Origin of the sequence: Streptomyces sp. YIM 121038, from assembly GCF_006088715.1 — a bacterium.
Taxonomy (GTDB): Bacteria; Actinomycetota; Actinomycetes; order Streptomycetales; family Streptomycetaceae; genus Streptomyces.
Map to the genome: position 1 here is coordinate 595,400 of NZ_CP030772.1, position 16,835 is coordinate 612,234.

A 16,835-nucleotide genomic window follows, 5' to 3' on the forward strand; every position below is an offset into this window, starting at 1 on the left:
CGGGACTGGGGACTCGGCAGGGCTCAGGGGAACTCACGGGAGGTCGCACAGGAGATCCGGTGCGGGTCGATCCGCTCGCCGTCGGCGACTCTCATGATGATCCCGTTCAGGCAGTGGTGCACCACCAGATGCGCCCAGACCTCCTGATGCGCCAGCGCCGGAGTGGCCGAGCGCAACACCTGCGCGGGTCCACGCTGGAACGTCTTGACCTGCCGGTAGGCCGATTCCGCCTCCCAGCGATCATGGTAGAGCGAGGCCAGCTCCGCTGCTGGATAGGCCTCGGCGTCCAGCAGATCGGTCAACAGCCTGATCAGCTCGCCGCCGTCGGTGCGGTACTCGACGACCCGGACCGTCACCCCGCCCGGATGCGAGGCCCGCTGCCTACCCAGGCTCACCCGCCCCAGGTAGCTCCCGTCCGGCAGCACCTCAAGCGGCCGGGAGGCGACCGTCGACCGAGCCCTCAGCAGCAGATGTGCTCCGGCGTGGGTGTACGCCTTCCACAGTTCCACCCCGGGGAAGTTGCGGTCCATGATGACCAGCATCCCGGCCGCGGAGGAGGCCATCTGTACCGCCAACTCCCGCTCGCCACCGTTGAAGCCTCCGATCCGGGCGTCGATCGAGGCGTGTGTGCCGGTCTCGGTCAGCGTCACCACCCGCACCTGCGGAAACCCGGCCGGCGCCCCGCGCGCGTCGCTCCACCCGCCAAAGAGCTCCCGGTTGGCCTTGTTGTCCGGCAGGTCCAGTACGAAGCCGTCGACGGCGGCCAACCGCATCCCGCGCCAGAACGCCGTGCCCACCCGGGCAGGGGCCACCGGTCCGCACACCCGACGGAACACCGCCTCCAACACCTCTGGCCCCAGGCGCTGCCGGGCGCGGGTGAACAAGACCCGGTTCGGGATCGTCTCGTCCATTCCCTCCAGCGCCCCGACCAGGTTCTGCGCGACATCGTCGTAGGAGTCCTGCGCGAACAGCGCCAACGCGAGCGTGAAGTAGACCATGAACCGCGGCGAGAGAGCACCCGGCCTCACCCCGCCCCGGCCCCACTCGGCCAACACACCGTCCACCAACTCCGGCGTCACCCACGCGGTGAGCGCACCCAGCCGCACGTCATCGGATCGACCCGTCCACGGATGCATGACGTGTCAACGCCTGGCGAGCCGAATACCTCCCGCCCACCACGAACTGATGAATGGTCAAACAATGGCATTGGCCCGGCACATCGAAATGGAATCGGATCGAGCACCGGATGTTCTGCCACATCACCATGAATTGGCGCGGCCGCCCGCTGACCAGCCACGACGTCATCGTGAACAGCATCGCCGCGACCACCACCCATACCGGTCTGACCGTCCACGCCGAACTCGACCCCGGCGCCTATCCCACCGGTGTGAAGGTCAGCGACGCCGAGCTGAACGCAGTGCCGGTCACCGGCCATGCCTTCTACGGCGAATGGAACTACACCGTCCACCCCCACCCCGCCGGCCCGGCCGCCCTCACCGGATCAACGTCCGAGCCGACGGCGGTCTTCGACCGCGGTGCTCTGTCGCCCCCGTTATCTTCTTCGCGGTCCTGCAAGAGGGCCGCTGGCCTTCGGGTCCGGCATGGCTGTTCCCCCCTGTCGAACGAATGACCTGGGGGGTGGTGCCACCGGGCCCGAGAGGCGCCGCTGGAGACGCTGATGAGAGGTCCGACACCGCCCCGCCGAGCGCAATGCCCGGCACCTGGTGGGCGGCAGGTCTGCATAACGTGGATGCGCGCACGACGCCAACGCCCCGGCCAGCACCGTACGAACCCGTTCGGGAGGACGGCTTGATGGAGTACGACGAGATAGGCGTCTTCCTGGGCCTGGATGTCGGCAAGAGCCACCACCACGGCCACGGCCTCACCCCGGCGGGCAAGAAAGTCTTCGACAAGCAACTCCCCAACACCGAACCGAAGCTGAGGGACGTCTTCGAGAAGCTGAAGACCAAGTTCGGCACCATCCTGGTGATCGTGGACCAGCCCGCCTCGATCGGAGCCCTCCCGCTCACCGTCGCCCGGGACACCGGCTGCAAGGTCGCCTACCTGCCCGGCCTGTCGATGCGGCGGATCGCCGACCTCTACCCCGGCGAGGCCAAGACCGACGCCCGCGACGCGGCCGTGATCGCGGACGCCGCCCGCACCATGCCGCATACCCTGCGCTCGCTGGAACTCACCGACGAGATCACCGCCGAGCTGACCGTCCTCGCCGGGTTCGACCAGGACCTCGCGGCCGAGGCCACCCGCACCAGCAACCGGATCCGCGGCCTGCTCACCCAGTTCCACCCCAGCCTGGAACGCGTCCTTGGACCACGACTCGACCACCAGGCCGTCACCTGGCTCCTGGAACGCTACGGATCACCGTCCGCGCTGCGGAAGGCCGGACGCCGCAGGCTCGTCGAAGTGATCCGGCCCAAGGCCCCGCGCATGGCGGTCCGGCTGATCGACGATGTCTTCGACGCGCTCGACGAACAGACCGTGGTGGTTCCCGGCACCGGCACCCTCGACCTCGTGATCCCGTCGCTGGCCCGCTCGCTCGGCGCCGTCCACGAACAACGCCGGGCGGCAGAAACACAGATCAGCGCCCTGCTGGAGGCGCACCCTCTTTCCCAGGTCCTGACGTCGCTGCCCGGCGTCGGCGTCAGGACCGCCGCCACCTTGCTGGTCACCGTCGGCGACGGGAGCGGCTTCGCCACCTCCGCCCACCTGACCTCCTACGCCGGCCTCGCCCCGGCCACCAAGTCGTCGGGCACCTCGATCCACGGCGAACACGCACCCCAAGGCGGCAACCGCGTCCTGAAACGCGCGATGTTCCTCTCCGCGTTCGCCGCCCTGCACGACCCCGCCTCCCGCACCTACTACGACAAGTGCCGGGCCAGAGGAAAGACCCATACCCAGGCGCTTCTCCGCCTGGCCCGACAACGGATCAACGTGCTCTTCGCGATGCTCCGCGACGGCACCATCTACGAACCGAGAACCCCACGCCTCGCTTGACGAAAGACATAGAGGCCCCCCCGGGGGCGCGGGCTCCGCATGGCCCGGTGGTGCGCAGAGCTAGGGCGGCACGCACCACCGGGGCCTCCTTCTGGAGCTCCACGAACGCGCCGCTGGCTAGCTCCACTCGGCGTCGGGGGCGTCGCGGTCGGTGATCCAGTACGACAGGGCCACGGCCGCCTCGCACTGGGTGCAGGCGCGGGCGCCGGGACGGTAGAGCGCGGTGAGCGCCTGGCCGAGGTTCAGTTCCTCGTCCCCGTCCGGGGACGAGGGGCAGTCGTAGCCGTGCACCACCAGGCCGGTCATCCGGCCGCGCACGGCCTGGCGCTCGACCTTCCACGCCCATCCAGGGGGCGGCTGCGGCGGGTGCACCCGCTCAGTGGCGACGGCGCTGTAGTCGGTGCCGTCCAGGGGGCGCACGTGGGCGGCCGGTGATCTCCTGGCCAGTGGGAGTGATCAGGGTGATCGGCGGCGGGTCGGGCGGGGCAGTACTCACCAGGCCCACCGTACGGCCGCCATGGCGGAACGGATAGCGCGGGCCAGGGCGAGGCGCGGTCAGCGCAGCCGCTCGGCCTTCGCCACCAGCTTCTGCCGCCGGGCCACTTCCTGGGTCGGGGCGCTGGTGCGCTCGAGCAGGCGGGTGATCTCCGCGCATGTGAGCAGCACGTTCTCGGGCCGGGCGTCGGCCAGGGCCGATCGCGCGGGGCCGGGGATCAGGACGTCGGCGGCCCGGCGGGCGGCCAGTTGTCGTCGTACGTCGGCGAGGTGGGTGCGGGCGCGCGCTGCGGCGGGGCGGTAGGTGGCTGCTTTGCGGGCCTGCATGGCCGCGTAGCGGGGCCCGTGGGGGGTGTCGCCCTCGTCTCCGGTGGAGACGGGGGGTCGGCGGCGGGGGGCGGTGAGCCCGTCGGGCAGGTGGAGGTGGCCGGTGCGGGTGCGGCGGCGGATCTCGGCGGTGAGGTAGGCGGCGGCGTGGCGGGGCCGCTGACGCACGGTCCAGCGGGACAGTTCGCGGGTGATCTCCTGGGCGGTCCAGCCCGCGGCGAGCAGGGGGCGCAGGGCGTAGGCGAGTTGGCGTAAGCAGAAGCCTTGGGTCCACCAGGTGTGGAGCTGGACGGATCGGGCCTGGCTCATGGCGTGCGCGGTCTGATGGGCAGTCCAGTCCGTCGGTCGCTTCGGTCGCTTCGGTCGCTGGAGTCGGGTGGGCGAGGGCATCGCGCGCTCGCGCGGCGCGCTGTCTTTCCCCTCTCCCCGTACAGGTTCTGTCGTAGGGGGCTGAGGTGGCATCACAGAAGGGGTGCACGGGCGGGTGTTGTCCACAGGGGTGCGCCGCTGCGGGGAGGGCTGCTGGCGGCGGCGCTCGATGGCCGCCGCGGTGGCGTGGCGGCGGCCGCTGTCGGTGACACCGGTGACCCTGGCGGTGTAGCCCTTGCCCGTGGTGGTGCGGCCCATCGCGCGGTCCCACACGGGCGGCGCGACGGCCGCGAAGATCGTCGCGGTTCCCCGGTAGCCGTGCTCACGCGTCCAGGCGTCGCCGTGGCGGGTGCGCATCGCGTTGCGCTTCGAGCCGTGCTCGACGTAGGCGAGCAGACCGAGTTCGCGCAGCACGCGGGCATGGCGGTAGACGGCGCGGCGGCTCAGGCGCAGCTGGCGGGCGGTGGCGTCGGCGCTCAGGGGCAGGTGGCCGTCCTTGCTGCGGTGCATGCGGGCGGCGAAGACGGCGGCGAGGCGCAGCGTGGTCGGTCCCGCGTCGGGGTGGAAGCCGGAGCCGACCATGAAGTGCGCGGCGGCCAGGAAGTCGTGGGCGCGGCGCAGTCGGCGGGAGGCGGTGGCGGTGACCTCGTGGTCCGCGGCGTCCTGGACGAGAACGGGCTCGTGCAGCCAGGGCGTGCCCGCTATCTCCGACGGGAGGCGATCGGGAGCGCCCGGCAGTTGGGTGTGGCGGCACGCCCCCGCGTGCTGCATCATGGCTCCTGTCTTCTTGTCATCGAAGGCGTGAAGCCCCTTAGGGGTTTCGGGTTCGTCCAGAACCTGTTTGTGTCCGGCCCCAAGAGGCGCGGATCTTCGCCAGACCAGGGATGGCCCCCTGGGAATGGCGGTTTGAGTTCGGCCTGATGGCCCGGTGGGGACCGGGCCTCAGGACCGCCGTGCGAGCGAAGTGCTCAAGAAGAGACCGGCGCTCCGTTTCTCATCCAGTGCGTCTGGTCATCGGGCCTTCGTCGGAGCTCACTTGCCTGTGCCTGTTGCTGAGTGGGGTGTGAGGCGGCGCCGACGGCCCGGGGCCACCGTGGCTGGCGTCCGGAACCGACAGAGGACGCGCGGAGGGCTAGCCTCTGGATGTCGTGATGAGGCGTCGGGTGCGGGGGCTGCCTCGGCGACGGTTCAGACACCGTGTGCTGCCGTGGTCGTACGCCACCAGCAAGTGGCCCGGCCCTGTACCCGGGGGCTGCGCGGGTCGACGCATGCCTACGCCTGGCTGATCAGGGCGGTGATGAACACGACCGCCCAGATCAACGGCACCAGGGCGATGTAGGACTGGGGCCGTTGGAGCACGGGAGGGCCCTCTGGCAGCGGGGTTGCTCCGGGGGCCGCCGGGCCGGGCGGGTCCAGGGCGGTCAGCTTGCGGTAGGCGACAAGGTTGCTGAGCAGTGTGAAGGGTGTGAACAGGGCCAGAGAGAAGGGTGACCACCAGCCCTGCCACAGGGTTTTCGTCGTCAGCTGCCGTACGACGGCAATGCCGCAGGTCTGGCACCACGGTCCACGCGCGCTGTGGAAGCGCATGAAGACCACCGCACCCATGTGGGCGCGGATGGTGGTCTCGACGACCGGCTGCGCGCGGCAGATGATGCAGGAGTGTGACTGCGGCCATGGCTGCCATGGATAGCCGGGGCCAGTGGGCTGGGTCGGCGGGGCCGGGTGGGGTCGGACGTTGTCGTAGGAGGGGGGTTGTGGTGCGTCCGAGGTGGTCATAGGTGAGCCTTTCGAGGTCGTTACTGCGTGGGGCTGGGCGGGGGTGTCGCCGACGCCAGGGCTGTGGGGGCGTGAAAGGGGCTGTGAAGCCACGGGCGTGCGCGTGCGCCGTCAGGGCGGCCCGCGGGGTGGTCGGAGTGATCGGGGATGCGCTGAACGGGCGAGCGCTGGGCTGCGGGGCGCGGGTGGGTACGCGTGGCTGCGGCAGCGCGGGATGAGAGAAGTGCGGCTGCCGCTGCTGGACGTGGGTGGGGGGCCTGGCGTTGTGGCCAGGCGGTGCGCGCGGGTCTGCTGCCGGTGGTGTTGCGGTATTTCGACAGCGGGGACCGGCGGGGCAGGGCGGTGGTGGTCACCGGAGGTCCTGGGCGAGTTGGTGCAGCACGGCGGCGAGCGCGGACTGGTCGTCGGGGGGTGACGCGGAGCAGGGCGTGGGCGAGGCCGAAGCCGAGGCGGATGTCGTTCGTGGCGGGCTGGCCGTGCTGGTAGGCGAGCCAGGCGGACAGGGCGTGGGCGAGGTCCTGGCGGGCCTGGGCGCGCGGGCCGTTCAGCCGGTGGACGGCGAGCGCGGCTTCGGTGTACAGAACGGTTGCCCGGCCGTGGGATTGGGCCATGGCCGCGAAGTACGCCTCCAGTTCCAGTCCCATCGCCGGGTAGGGGTGGTGGGGGCCGTACCGGGCGATGAGATGCTGGGTGGCTCGGTGGGCGGCGTGCTGCGCGGCCTGCCACTGCCGGGCACGGTGGGCGGCTCGGACGGTTTCCAGCAGGCCCGTGCTCTCGGGGATTCCCTCGTGTCATTCACGTGCCCTGGGCCTGCGGCACGGGAGCGGGGGTACCGCAGGCTCGAGGGTGCCGTCGGCGGTGATGCGCTGATGCTCGGCGCGGCCGTCGGGGTGAGCGGTGCTGATCAGCAGGCTCTGTTGCCGCTCGATGGCCGCGGCGGTGAGGGCGGCACGGACGTGGCCGAGACGGACCGCGGCTGTTTGGGGGCTACGGTGCAGGATGCCTTGGGCGTGGATAGTGCCGTCCGCCAGGACGATGATCGTTTCATGGTCGCCGCCGGCACTCTGGCCTCGCGGCGCGGCGCGTCCTTTCGTCTCAGTCATCGTGGCGGCAGTTCAGCGGGAGTCGACCAGGGCGTAGCGGTAGTCGAGGATCGTCGGTTTTCCCTCGTCGGGCAGCAGCACGAGGGCCTCGCCCTGGAAGAGGTCCGTGACGGCACGGCGGGGCCGCTTGTCGTAGATGGCCTCGTTCTTGTCCGGCTGCATCCGCAGCTCGGGCCGGGTGACCACGAAGGTCTGCCGGTGTGCCAGAGGCACGATGGCCAGCACGCCGCTGCGGGTGCGCAGCGCGTAGGCCGTCTCGGACGCCGGGCGGATCGGGGTGAAGTGGACCAGCGCCTGGCCGTTGACGTGGTCGGCGCGGTTGCGGTGGGTGTTGAGAATGCGCTGGGCGCGGCCGGTGACGTGCGAAAGCACACGGCCTCGCTTCTTGCCGCCGGTGGTGAACAGGTCCTCCACCGCCGCGGTGACCTCCTGGGGAGCCAGGCGCCAGTGGGCCGGGCCGGCCTTGTGGTGGGTCTCGGCTGTGTCCGCGATCCCGCGGCGGGTGGTCGGGGCGGGCATCGACCTGGGAGGAAACAGCGAGTAGACCTTCTTCCACTGCCCGCCGGGGGTCTTGTCGAACACCATGAACGTGCGCTCTCCGCCGCTGGTGGTGGCCTCGGCGGCGAACCAGCCGCCGCGGGCGGGGATGTGGAAGGAGCGCCGGGTGAAGTGGAAGGGCTCGGCGTACTGCTTCTTCTCCTTGGGATTGAGGGCGGGTAACTGGGCGAGCTCGGCCTTGCTGCGCTCATACAGCTGGCCTGCCTCCACCGTGGCCAGCAGCTGCGGATCCTGTGTCTTGTTGGCCTGGTTGTTCGTTCGCTCGTAGTGGTCGAGCACCCTGCGGGCCTGGGCAGGGGTGATGACGCCGCGGAGGGCCTGCCGCTTGTCCGCGGGCGTGGTACGTGAGGGCTTGCTGCCGGGGACGTCGCTGCCGCTGCAGCTGCTCAGGGTGGTGGCCGCCACTGCGGCAACCAGCAGGCTGGTCAGCGCCGGACGGGTCGTGGGGTGTGCGGGGCTCATGGTCTTCCTCGGGTGAATGGGGTGTTTGGGGTGAGGAGAGTGCCGGGCTCGGTCAGCGCGCACCGCCCGCCCGGGGCAGGTCAGATGGGTGCGGTCTGCGGCAGCGGCCCCAGGGCCGCCTTGCCGAAATAGGGGGTTCCGGGCGGGCGGGTGCTGCCCGGGCGTGCGGCGAGGCTCGCGGGCAGGCTGGACAGGGCGTGTTCCAACTGGTCGAACTCGCCGGTGTTGGTGGGCGTGCTCACGCGCATGCCGGAGACGCGACCCCGGGTGGCCCCGTCGAAGGTGCGTACAGCGATTCCGTGGTTCGCCAGGTGCGCGGCCACGGTGACGGGCTGGTCGAGGTGGACGAACCGGTAGTGGATTTTGCTGGGGACAACCGCGTCGCCGAAGTGGCGCCGCAGCAACTCCTCCGTCTGCGAGGCGCTGCGGCGGATGTGGGTCAGGGTGCGGTGCAGCCACGCGGTGTCTGCCAGGGCGGCTTTGTGTCCCGTGACGTCGGATGCGGACAGCGGCCAGGAGGGAATGCGTAGACCTGCCCGGTGGGCGAGGTCGCTGTTGCGGGTCCACATGATGCCGCTGCGGGCTCCCGCCAGGCCCCATGCCTTGCCCGTAGACTGCAAGATCACCAGGTTGCGGGGGCGGGTCTCGTGACCTGGTCGGCTGGCCAGGCTGAGTCGTGGGCCCTGGAATTCGATGTAGGTCTCGTCTGCGATCAGCGTGGACTGGGGGAAGGCGCGGCAGGCCGCGAGCAGGTCTTCGCGGCCGATGTACAGGCCGAGTGGGTTGTTGGGGTTGCTGATCAGCACGTAGCGGTGGGCCTGCATCGCCCGCCGCAGGCGCTCCAGGCGGTGCGCGGTGGTGTCGGTTCGCCCCGGATTGGGAGGGTAGAAGGTGGCAAAGGCGAAGCGGCGCAGAGTCTCGGTGTACTCGGGGGTGAGCATCCCGAGGTCCTCGGTGCTGAGCAGGTCGGAGAGCACCAGCAGGAGTTCGCTGACACCGCGGCCGCACACCAGCTCGTGCCGCGAGACTCCCAGGTGGTGGGCGTAGGCCTGCGCGTAGTCGTCGACGGCCTGGTAGGGCGTGGTCCTCAGGGCGCCTGGGTTGTGCGTGAGCTGGGACATGACGGCGCGCAGGGTGCTGGGGGGCGGGCCGAGGCGGTTGGCGCACTCGCTCAGATCCAGGCTGATGCGTCCGTTGTCGTAGCCGGTCAGGTCGCCGCCCCGGTGCTCATCGTGCGGGGCCCGGATCTCGTGGACGGTCATGGCATGCTCCATCTCCGTGGTGTGAGCGGGTGGTTCGGGGCGGTGTCCTGACAGTGCGGCTGCTGGTTGGCTGTGCTGGCTGTCGGCGGACGGCTCTGCCCCGGGCGGCAGCGTTGGAGTGGCTGGCATCGTGTCCGTGCGGGTGCGGCGCCCCCTTGCGGCCCTTCACGCCGCGTCCCGGTACAAGCCGGTGTGCTCCAGGTCGCGGATCGTCTGGTGGTCCTCGTGGATGGCGAGGGCGTCGTGGGCCAGGAGCAGGAGCCACCCGGCGGTCTGCCCGGCCTGGAGGGGAGTGTGGGCGTGCAGTTCGGTGGTGGTGGCCACGGTGGGCAGCCTGGTGAGGGAGTCCAGCAGGTCGGGCTCCAAGGTGGCGTCATGGCGGGGCCGCAGGGCGACCTTGCATGCGTGGATGTGGCGCGGAGTAAGGGGGCGGCTGTACTGGCCGGTGGCCAGCAACTGTGCGGTGTCGTGGGCGGGGTGGTGGCCGGTGGCCTGATACAGGGCCTGCGCGGCGAAGTCGTGGTCGGGGTCTGGGTCAGTGCGCAGGGCGAGCAGCACGGGGCCACGCCCGGGGACGAAGGCGAGAGTGACGTGGGCGGGACCGAAGTGCACGCCCAGAGCGGTCAGCGCACGCCGGGTGTAGAGGGTGAGGGCACGGGCCAGCAGGCCGTGACGGCGGAGCAAGTCGGCGCGGTGCAGATAGTGGTCGTCGGTGTGTGTCTCGGACCAGATCGCGGTGATGGTGTGGGCAGGGGTGCCGTCGGATCGGGGCCGGGTGAGGGTGTGGAGGCGGTAGTGGGGGGCGTTGAAGTGCTCACGCAGCACGAGGGGCTGGCCAGCGGAGGGTTGCAGGGCATCCCAGGCGGAGCGGATGTCCTCGGCGGTAGTGCACCGGTGAGGGCGCTGGGAGTGAGCGGGGTCGGGGTGCTGCACGATGTAGTCGGTGGCAGCCGTGTCGGCGGCCCAGGCCAGGGCGTCGGCGAGGCGGGGAGTGCGGATGCTGTGGGGCGCGGTGATCCCAGCGTCGCGCAGGGCGGCACTGGTCCAGCCGGTGTCGCGACGCAGGTCACAGGTGGCGGGGTCGTTGCCGGGCAGGTTCAGGCGGCTCGCGAGCCGGTCAGTGAGTACGATGCCCTCCGCTGACCCTGCCAGGACGGCGCGCACGCCCAGGCGGGACAGGCTGGCGGCGGTATGGAACAGGCTGCCGCGGTGGGTGAGGCGTGCGGCGTAGCCGGGGCCGAGGGGTGGCTCGGGGGCGTGGGCAACGGCCACGCAGCGCCATCCGTGCGGGGCCAGCGCGGCGATGTAGGGGTCGCTGGTCCGCGGCGCGACGATGGCGGCCAGGGCGTCGCGGTGGGCGAGGGGTGCTCCGGATTTCGGGGGTGGCCATGGTGGTGGATTCCTGGTCGGTTGGGGGTCAGGCCACGCACACCGTGGCGGTGTCGGCCTGGATGTGGATGCCGCAGGAGTCCTGGGCGCGGTCCAGCCGCTTGAGGCAGGCGGCAGCGATGGGGCCGGTGACGATGGCCAGTGCCGTGCGGTCGGCGGCGGTGACGTGTTCGCCGGGTGCGGCGGTCCACAGGAACTGGGTGAGCCAGGGGGCGGTGAAACCGGAGTTCACGGCCGTGACGTATCCGGTGGCCTGCGGGTAGAGGAAGCGCACGGCCGCGCTGCGGCGGCGCGTGGGGGTTACGTCGGGCTGGGCGCCGGTCGCGAGGTCGGCGGCGATGCGGGGCAGGTTGAGGCCGGTGGCCAGATGCACGAGGCGGGGGATGAGGTCGCCCCCCGGGCGCGCGTTGATCTCGATGATGCGGGGGCCGCGCGGAGTCAGGCGCATCTCCAGGTGCAGCACGCCGCGTTCGATGCCGATCGCCTGGATGGCGCTCGTCACGATGTTGCGGATGCCGGGGTCGGCCAGCAGGGGATCGGCGTCGACGAGGTGGCCCGTCGCGAGGAAGGACGGCTCGGCGCCCAGGGACTTGCGGGTGATCGCCGCGATGCGGGTGGCGGTCGGGGTGGCGACGACGCATTCAGCGCTGATCTCGGGGCCTTCGAGGTACTCCTCGATCAGGACCCCCGGCGTCCCGGTGTGCTCCAGGCCGAAGAGCGTGGCGGTGCGGGCGTGGTGGAAGGCGGTTCGGACCTGCTGCGGGGTGTCGGCGCGGCGTACTCCGACGCTGCTGCCCAGATGCCGGGGCTTGAGGACGACCGGCTTGCCGAGCACCGCGGCGTGGGCGACGGCGGAGTCCGCGTCGTCGACGAGGTAGGAGCGGGCGGAGGGAACCCGGGAGGTGCTGAGCAGGGCGCGGGTGAGGAGTTTGTCCCGGCAGGCGGCTGCCGCGGCCGGAGTGGCGCCGGGCAGGCCGAGGCGGCGGGCGAGCTGTGCGGCCAGCTCGACGTGGTCTTCCAGCAGTGTGAGTACTCCGGCCACCTTGTCGCGGGCGCACAGGGTGCGCGCGGCCTCGGCGACGGCTTCGGCGTCCGCCAGGTCCGCCGTGATCGCGTGGTGGGCGTGAGTGCAGGCCCAGGCGGGTGGTTGACGGTCCAGCAGGGCGATGGGATAGGCGGCGGCGAGCTCCTCCAGGGCCCAGGACTGGTAGGTGCGGTCCCCGGCACCCAGGACGATGAGCAGTGGCGCGCAGGTCTCCGGACAGGAGGGCTGAGGGCGTTTGGGCACGGAAGAGTCCTCCTAGGCGGCGGAAGAAGGAGGGGCGGCGGCTTCCGCGGGTCGGGTAGGGATGCTGGTCAGGCGGCGCAGGAGCGCAGCAGGTGCTGGTTGAGTCCGGCTTGCAGCGCGCTGAGGCGGGCGAGCAGGCGCGGGTTGTCTCGGGTGAGGTAGAGGGCCGAGGTGAGCGCGACGGGCAGCATGCCCAGCCGGGCGGGCTCGGGGTAGGTGTCACGGCCGATGTCCAGGACCTCCACACCACTGGCGATCGCGTACTTGACCGTCTCGTACATCAGCCAGCCGCGTGCCGGTGAGGTGTGTGCGCGGGGGATGCCGCTGGCGGCTGCCCACAGGTACAGGGTCCGGCCGTGGTGGAAGGCGAGATACCCGTCGTGGGTGCGCGCACCGTCCTGGGCGAGGAGCCCGACGGCGCCGGGAACCCGGGTGAGGGAGGCGATCATGTCCGCCCCGTACACCGAGGGGGCCCGCTCGCCGTCAGGGCGCAGCAGGCCTGTCAGCTGGGGCAGGTGGGACAGCAGTTCGGGGCCCCGGGCAACGGTGAGGGTCAGCCCGGCCTGCTGTCCGCGCCGGTGGGCGGCTCTGAAGGCATTGCGGACCTGGCTTGCGGGGATGCGTGCGAGGAAGCCGGTGAGGGTGGTGCTCAGGCGGGTGCGGTGGCACCGGCCCAGGATGATTTCGGCATCGGGGAAGCGGGCTTCGCGCCACATGGTGCGTTCTGCGGGCGGCAGGTTGGTGATCATCAGGGCGTCGCTGCCCAACTCGCGGGCGAGTGCGTGGCCGCGTTCGACGGCTTCGGCCAGGACCGGCCCGCGCGCGCCGGGCAGGCCCCCGTAGAGGCTGTAGAGGGAGGGAGCGCACAGCACGTCGGTATCGAAGGTCCTTCGGGGCACGTTCGCGGCGGTTTCCAGGGCGCGCCACAGCGGGCTGGTGTGCACTTGCGCGAACGCCATCCGGTGCTGGTGCGGGCCGTCGGTGAGGAGCAGGTGCTGGCGGGTGCTGATCTGTTCGGTGCGCACCAGCTGCCAGGCCGCGGCCCACTCCGCGGTGTGGAAGGGGGTGGCCGGATGGCGGTCGGCGGGCAGGTCCGCTGCTGAGGGGTGCCAGGAGCTGCTCACGCCGTGGAGGCGGGGTCGTACGGAGGTCGCAGTCATGGTTCTCTCCGGGGTCAAGGCGCAGGGCGGGCGGTGGCGGCGACCGGCTGCGGGCGGGTTGCGTCCGAGCGGCAGCCGGTAGGGCCAGATGCTGAGGGTTCGGTGGCGAGGGCGGGTGAGGCGGTCGGTGCGGTGGGCGCGCGAGGGAGCGGCGGCCAGGGTGGAGCTCCAAGTCCGAGCGTGCAAGCCGCGGCCGTTTGTTGGGGAGATCTTGTTGAGGGCGTCGGTAGAGGCGCTCGTCGGCTTCACCAGGGCGCGGCCGCGTCGGTCGGCCAGGCATCCGTCGGCCAGCGCGCCCAGGGCAGGCGGCCACCGCCGTGGTTCCGCGGGCGGTGGCAGGCGCTCCAGATGCAGCTGAGGCAGGGGCTCTGGGGGCGGTGGCTGGGTGCCGCGCGCTGGTGGGAGGGGGTGCCGCCCCACACGGCACCCCCTCGCTGGCAGTCAGCGCGCGTGCCGCGAGCCCGGATCGACGGCCGCCGTTCGGGGGGAACGGTGTGGGCTGACTGCGTGGGTGCCCGATCGCATCCCTGGGAGATTGGGGCGGTCCGGGCACGTTGGTGTGTCGTACGACTGCGGGAATGTGCCGTGGGGACGGCGCTCGCTGGGCGGCCCGTCCTGTAGGCGGTTGAGCGGATGCTCCGTGGTGGGACGGCGCTCGAAGCAGCTTGCCTGCAGGAAACGGGCGGTCAGTGATGCCGGCAACACTGCCACGGTCGGTATGGCCGGGATGTGGGCCCGTTCTTCGGGTGCTGTGCTGACGGTGCAGGTCGCGAGCGCGCGTGATGGCTGGCGCGCGGGGCGAGGCGGAGTTGCATCGTGCACCTGGCGGGAGTCGCGGATAGCTGCTGCTGGCGTGGAGTGATCTGCATGTTCATCCCCGTCGCGTCGCTTGTGCGAGATCGTTTGGGTGGATGTGTGAAGTCATCTGCCACACGGAGCAGTTGCCCTGCGGTCTCCGCGTAGCGTGCGTCGCCGAACCCGGTCAGCACTGCGTGAGCGTGAGCTGGCGTGCTGTCGGCCGCGTGGGCGCGACCCACGATTCCGACGGGCGGCGGCTCTTGGGATACAAATCTTCGACCACCACACCACAGGTGTCAACAATTGGAGACGCCTTGATGGAAGACGTCTGTCGGCAGCCGTGGTGACCTGCAGGCACGCGCTCCGGCGCCAGTCGCCAGGAGGCGGAGAACCATCAGCCCGCCCTCGGCCCGCGCACCAGAGCCCTCTCGCCGACACCGTGCCCACTCATGCGGTGAACGCTCCCGCACACAGAGCCCCGACGGCTGCCGCGGGGTGCAGCAGGACAGGGCAGGGCCAAGGACGCCCGGCAACAGCCGCTGCACCATTGGCTGGAGGGCTGCCTGATGGCTACGCTCGACAGGCCCACCGTCTGTGGCTTCAGGGGAGACCATCAGGTGAACGCAGCCGATCCGACGCCAGCCGGCCCCTGTGACGGGGCAGCACGAAATGATCAGCTGGAGATCCGTCAGCTCCTGGAGCAAGTCGACGACCTCGCACGGCGCCTGGGAAAGAGCCGGGACCAGGTGCTCGATCCAGCACGCGTCTCCTACGCCACAGGCATTCCGCACCGGCGTGTGGAAGAACTGCTGGCCGGAGCCTGCCCCCTGACTCCGCCGGTGCCTCGCGAGGACCTCAAGAGATACAACAACTCCCTGTTCGTGCAGCGGCTCGCACTCCTGCACCAGACTCGGGTCGACGAGAACGGCCAGCGCTACTCCCAGCGCGCGATCGCCCGGGGCACAGGCATCTCGATTCCGCAGATCGGGCACCTCCTCGAAGGCGAGCGCAGCCCCAACAACGATCACGCCACCAGGATCGAACGCTTCTTCGGCGTAGCCGAAGGCTTCTGCTCCCGCCCGGAGGGCGCCGCGCTCATCGCGGCCCTCCGCCCCCTGGTCGCCGAGGAGTTGCCGCAGCTGATCACCAGGGAGCTGCTGGAAGAGCTGGGCGTCCACGCCGTAGCGCTGCGCCGTTCAGGCTCTGCCCCCAGGGCGGGCTCCTCCGGGCTTAGCTCGATCCTCCCGGCTCTTGAGGAACTGGCTCAGCGCCAGCGCAGGGCGCGCGGCGAATCCCCTTCCTGAGCTCCGCCCCGCTGCGCCATTCAACGATGCCGTCTTCGCCTGGCCAGCCGGGACAGTGCTTCGCGGCAGGAGGGCTCGGAGGCGGCCTATCAGAAGCCGTTCTCAGGTGACCTTCTGCTGCCCGGCTTCCGCGCGGGCCCGCCGCCGGGCCTCATCCACGACGGGAGCGGTCACGAGGGCCTCGGAGATGCGGACCAGGTCCAGGTGTGCCGCGGCGAGGGGGCGGTGGACCGGGCCCGTCCCGAGCAGGGTCCGCGGGGCATCGTGCTGGCGAGGCTGGTGGGCCTGTTCGGCAACCACCGCGGCCGCGATGGCGGCGGCTGCTGCTGCGGCCTCAGCTTCCTGCGGAGTCGATCCCCCGGCCAGGGCCTTGTGCATCGCGGCGGTCCGTACTGCCGGGTCGCCGAACAGCGAGAGCTCCAGCAGCCTGTCGGCGATCACGGTCTCCCGCTCGGTGAGCCGGATGCTGGGCAGGGCCCACCGTGGAGGGCGGGTGCGCCTCTTGCCTTGGGCGTTGGCGCTCACCTCGCGCCATAGCGGGGCCAGGCTGCGGTACTGCCGAAGGTGGCAGCGCGCGCTGCTCAGATGCGGCCCGGCGATCGGCAGGATGTACCCGATGGAGCTGATCACCGAGCTCATTGAGGCCAGGGGCGGGGCGAGGTAGGTGCTCAGGTAGTCCCGGTCGTGGCCCGTCCAGCGGGCGCCGACGGCGAGGAGCTTCGCCACGTCGTAGCCGAGGAGACCTGTTGCCGTCCCCACCTGGCACAGCAGTCCGGCGCGGTGCCAGGTCGGGAGGTGGCGCATCCACCGGCAGCACAGGACGGCCATGGTCACCGCCGCGGCGGCGTGGGCGAGGAGATAGAGGACGATGAGCTCGCGGATGTACGGTTCGCCGGCGTAGTAGGTGTCGAAGTCGCGCGGCCGTCCCACCGGGGCGTCGCCCAGGAGGAACAGGACGCAGAGCGCGAGCACGACGGCGGTGTAGGCGACGATCCAGTGGCGTGAGTGGCGGCGGACTTGAGCGGGTGGTCCGCCACGCCAGTGAACGAGCAGCACCATGCAGGAGGCGCTGAAGGCGGTCATCAGGCAGTACACCAGCAGGGCCGAGGAGTTGGGGACCCCGGTGGCGTTGTTGATCCCGGTGATGATGGGCGGGGCCGCACAGATGAACACGGCGGCGGCGAGGGCCATGAGCGTGCAGACACAGCGCAGCAGGACGCTGTGCCAGTTCCGGATCAGGGCGGGCAGCTTGATGGCCAGCGCCAGCGTCGGTGCGATGGCTGCCGCGAAGTACCCGGTTGTGTTCAAGGGCTGACCACCACATGGTGTGAGGGCGGCGCGTCTTCGCCGCGGCTGGGCTCCCGCTCGCGGCGGGCGCGTACGACGTGAAGGAGCTGGTGTGCGCTTCCAGCAGTTCCCGGAGGAAGGGATCGCGCACCGCGCCGGGGTGCTCTGCCGACCCTGCGGGCAACTGAAGACCGACAGGAATGCACAGCAAGCCCATCCCGCCGACGGGCGACTGGCTCAGGCAT

At 71.1% G+C, this 16,835-nt stretch carries 13 protein-coding genes and 1 pseudogene; 3 read left to right on the top strand and 11 right to left on the bottom strand.

Annotated elements, in window-relative coordinates; all coding sequences use genetic code 11:
* Nucleotides 1-23: 23 nt before the first annotated feature.
* Nucleotides 24-1,136 (bottom strand): IS4 family transposase, encoded by a 1,113-nt coding sequence (locus tag C9F11_RS45335; protein ID WP_138968317.1) that lies wholly within the window; start codon nt 1,134-1,136, stop codon nt 24-26.
* A 74-nt stretch (nt 1,137-1,210) separates the two neighbouring features.
* Here C9F11_RS45335 and C9F11_RS49400 point away from each other — a divergent pair.
* Both C9F11_RS49400 and C9F11_RS45345 read left to right on the top strand, forming a co-directional pair.
* Nucleotides 1,211-1,630: pseudogene (locus C9F11_RS49400) on the top strand (ISAzo13 family transposase); the annotation flags it as partial.
* Nucleotides 1,631-1,809: 179 nt separating this feature from the next.
* Nucleotides 1,810-3,012 (top strand): IS110 family transposase, encoded by a 1,203-nt coding sequence (locus tag C9F11_RS45345; RefSeq protein ID WP_138968177.1) that lies wholly within the window; start codon nt 1,810-1,812, stop codon nt 3,010-3,012.
* Between the two features lie 117 nt (nt 3,013-3,129).
* Here the strand turns inward: C9F11_RS45345 and C9F11_RS45350 are convergent, their stop codons facing one another.
* From C9F11_RS45350 to C9F11_RS45390, 9 genes are all read right to left on the bottom strand, one after another.
* Nucleotides 3,130-3,432, bottom strand: coding sequence for a DUF6233 domain-containing protein (locus C9F11_RS45350; protein WP_138968319.1), 303 nt, complete (start codon nt 3,430-3,432; stop codon nt 3,130-3,132).
* A 135-nt stretch (nt 3,433-3,567) separates the two neighbouring features.
* Nucleotides 3,568-4,977, bottom strand: coding sequence for a helix-turn-helix domain-containing protein (locus C9F11_RS45355; RefSeq protein WP_138968322.1), 1,410 nt, complete (start codon nt 4,975-4,977; stop codon nt 3,568-3,570).
* Nucleotides 4,978-5,475: 498 nt separating this feature from the next.
* Nucleotides 5,476-5,979 (bottom strand): hypothetical protein, encoded by a 504-nt coding sequence (locus C9F11_RS45360; RefSeq protein ID WP_138968324.1) that lies wholly within the window; start codon nt 5,977-5,979, stop codon nt 5,476-5,478.
* A gap of 791 nt (nt 5,980-6,770) precedes the next feature.
* Complete coding sequence (locus C9F11_RS49405) at nt 6,771-7,082, bottom strand: hypothetical protein (protein WP_249402363.1); 312 nt, start codon at nt 7,080-7,082, stop codon at nt 6,771-6,773.
* A gap of 12 nt (nt 7,083-7,094) precedes the next feature.
* Complete coding sequence (locus C9F11_RS45370; protein WP_138968326.1) at nt 7,095-8,102, bottom strand: hypothetical protein; 1,008 nt, start codon at nt 8,100-8,102, stop codon at nt 7,095-7,097.
* Between the two features lie 80 nt (nt 8,103-8,182).
* Entirely contained in the window at nt 8,183-9,364 is a 1,182-nt protein-coding gene (locus tag C9F11_RS45375) for an aminotransferase class I/II-fold pyridoxal phosphate-dependent enzyme (protein ID WP_171076226.1), read from the bottom strand.
* A 165-nt stretch (nt 9,365-9,529) separates the two neighbouring features.
* Nucleotides 9,530-10,636, bottom strand: coding sequence for a glutathione synthetase (locus C9F11_RS45380; RefSeq protein ID WP_249402364.1), 1,107 nt, complete (start codon nt 10,634-10,636; stop codon nt 9,530-9,532).
* Nucleotides 10,637-10,781: 145 nt separating this feature from the next.
* Entirely contained in the window at nt 10,782-12,041 is a 1,260-nt protein-coding gene (locus C9F11_RS45385; protein WP_138968332.1) for an ATP-grasp domain-containing protein, read from the bottom strand.
* 68 nt (nt 12,042-12,109) lie between these two features.
* Nucleotides 12,110-13,201 (bottom strand): GNAT family N-acetyltransferase, encoded by a 1,092-nt coding sequence (locus C9F11_RS45390; protein WP_138968334.1) that lies wholly within the window; start codon nt 13,199-13,201, stop codon nt 12,110-12,112.
* 1,364 nt (nt 13,202-14,565) lie between these two features.
* On the opposite strand from C9F11_RS45390, the gene C9F11_RS45395 reads away from it, so the two are divergent.
* Nucleotides 14,566-15,303: a helix-turn-helix transcriptional regulator gene (locus tag C9F11_RS45395; RefSeq protein ID WP_138968336.1), complete on the top strand. Its 738-nt coding sequence runs from the start codon at nt 14,566-14,568 to the stop codon at nt 15,301-15,303.
* Between the two features lie 102 nt (nt 15,304-15,405).
* Here the strand turns inward: C9F11_RS45395 and C9F11_RS45400 are convergent, their stop codons facing one another.
* On the bottom strand, nt 15,406-16,611 hold the full coding sequence (locus tag C9F11_RS45400) for an MAB_1171c family putative transporter (protein ID WP_138968338.1): 1,206 nt from the start codon (nt 16,609-16,611) through the stop codon (nt 15,406-15,408).
* Nucleotides 16,612-16,835 lie beyond the last annotated feature (224 nt).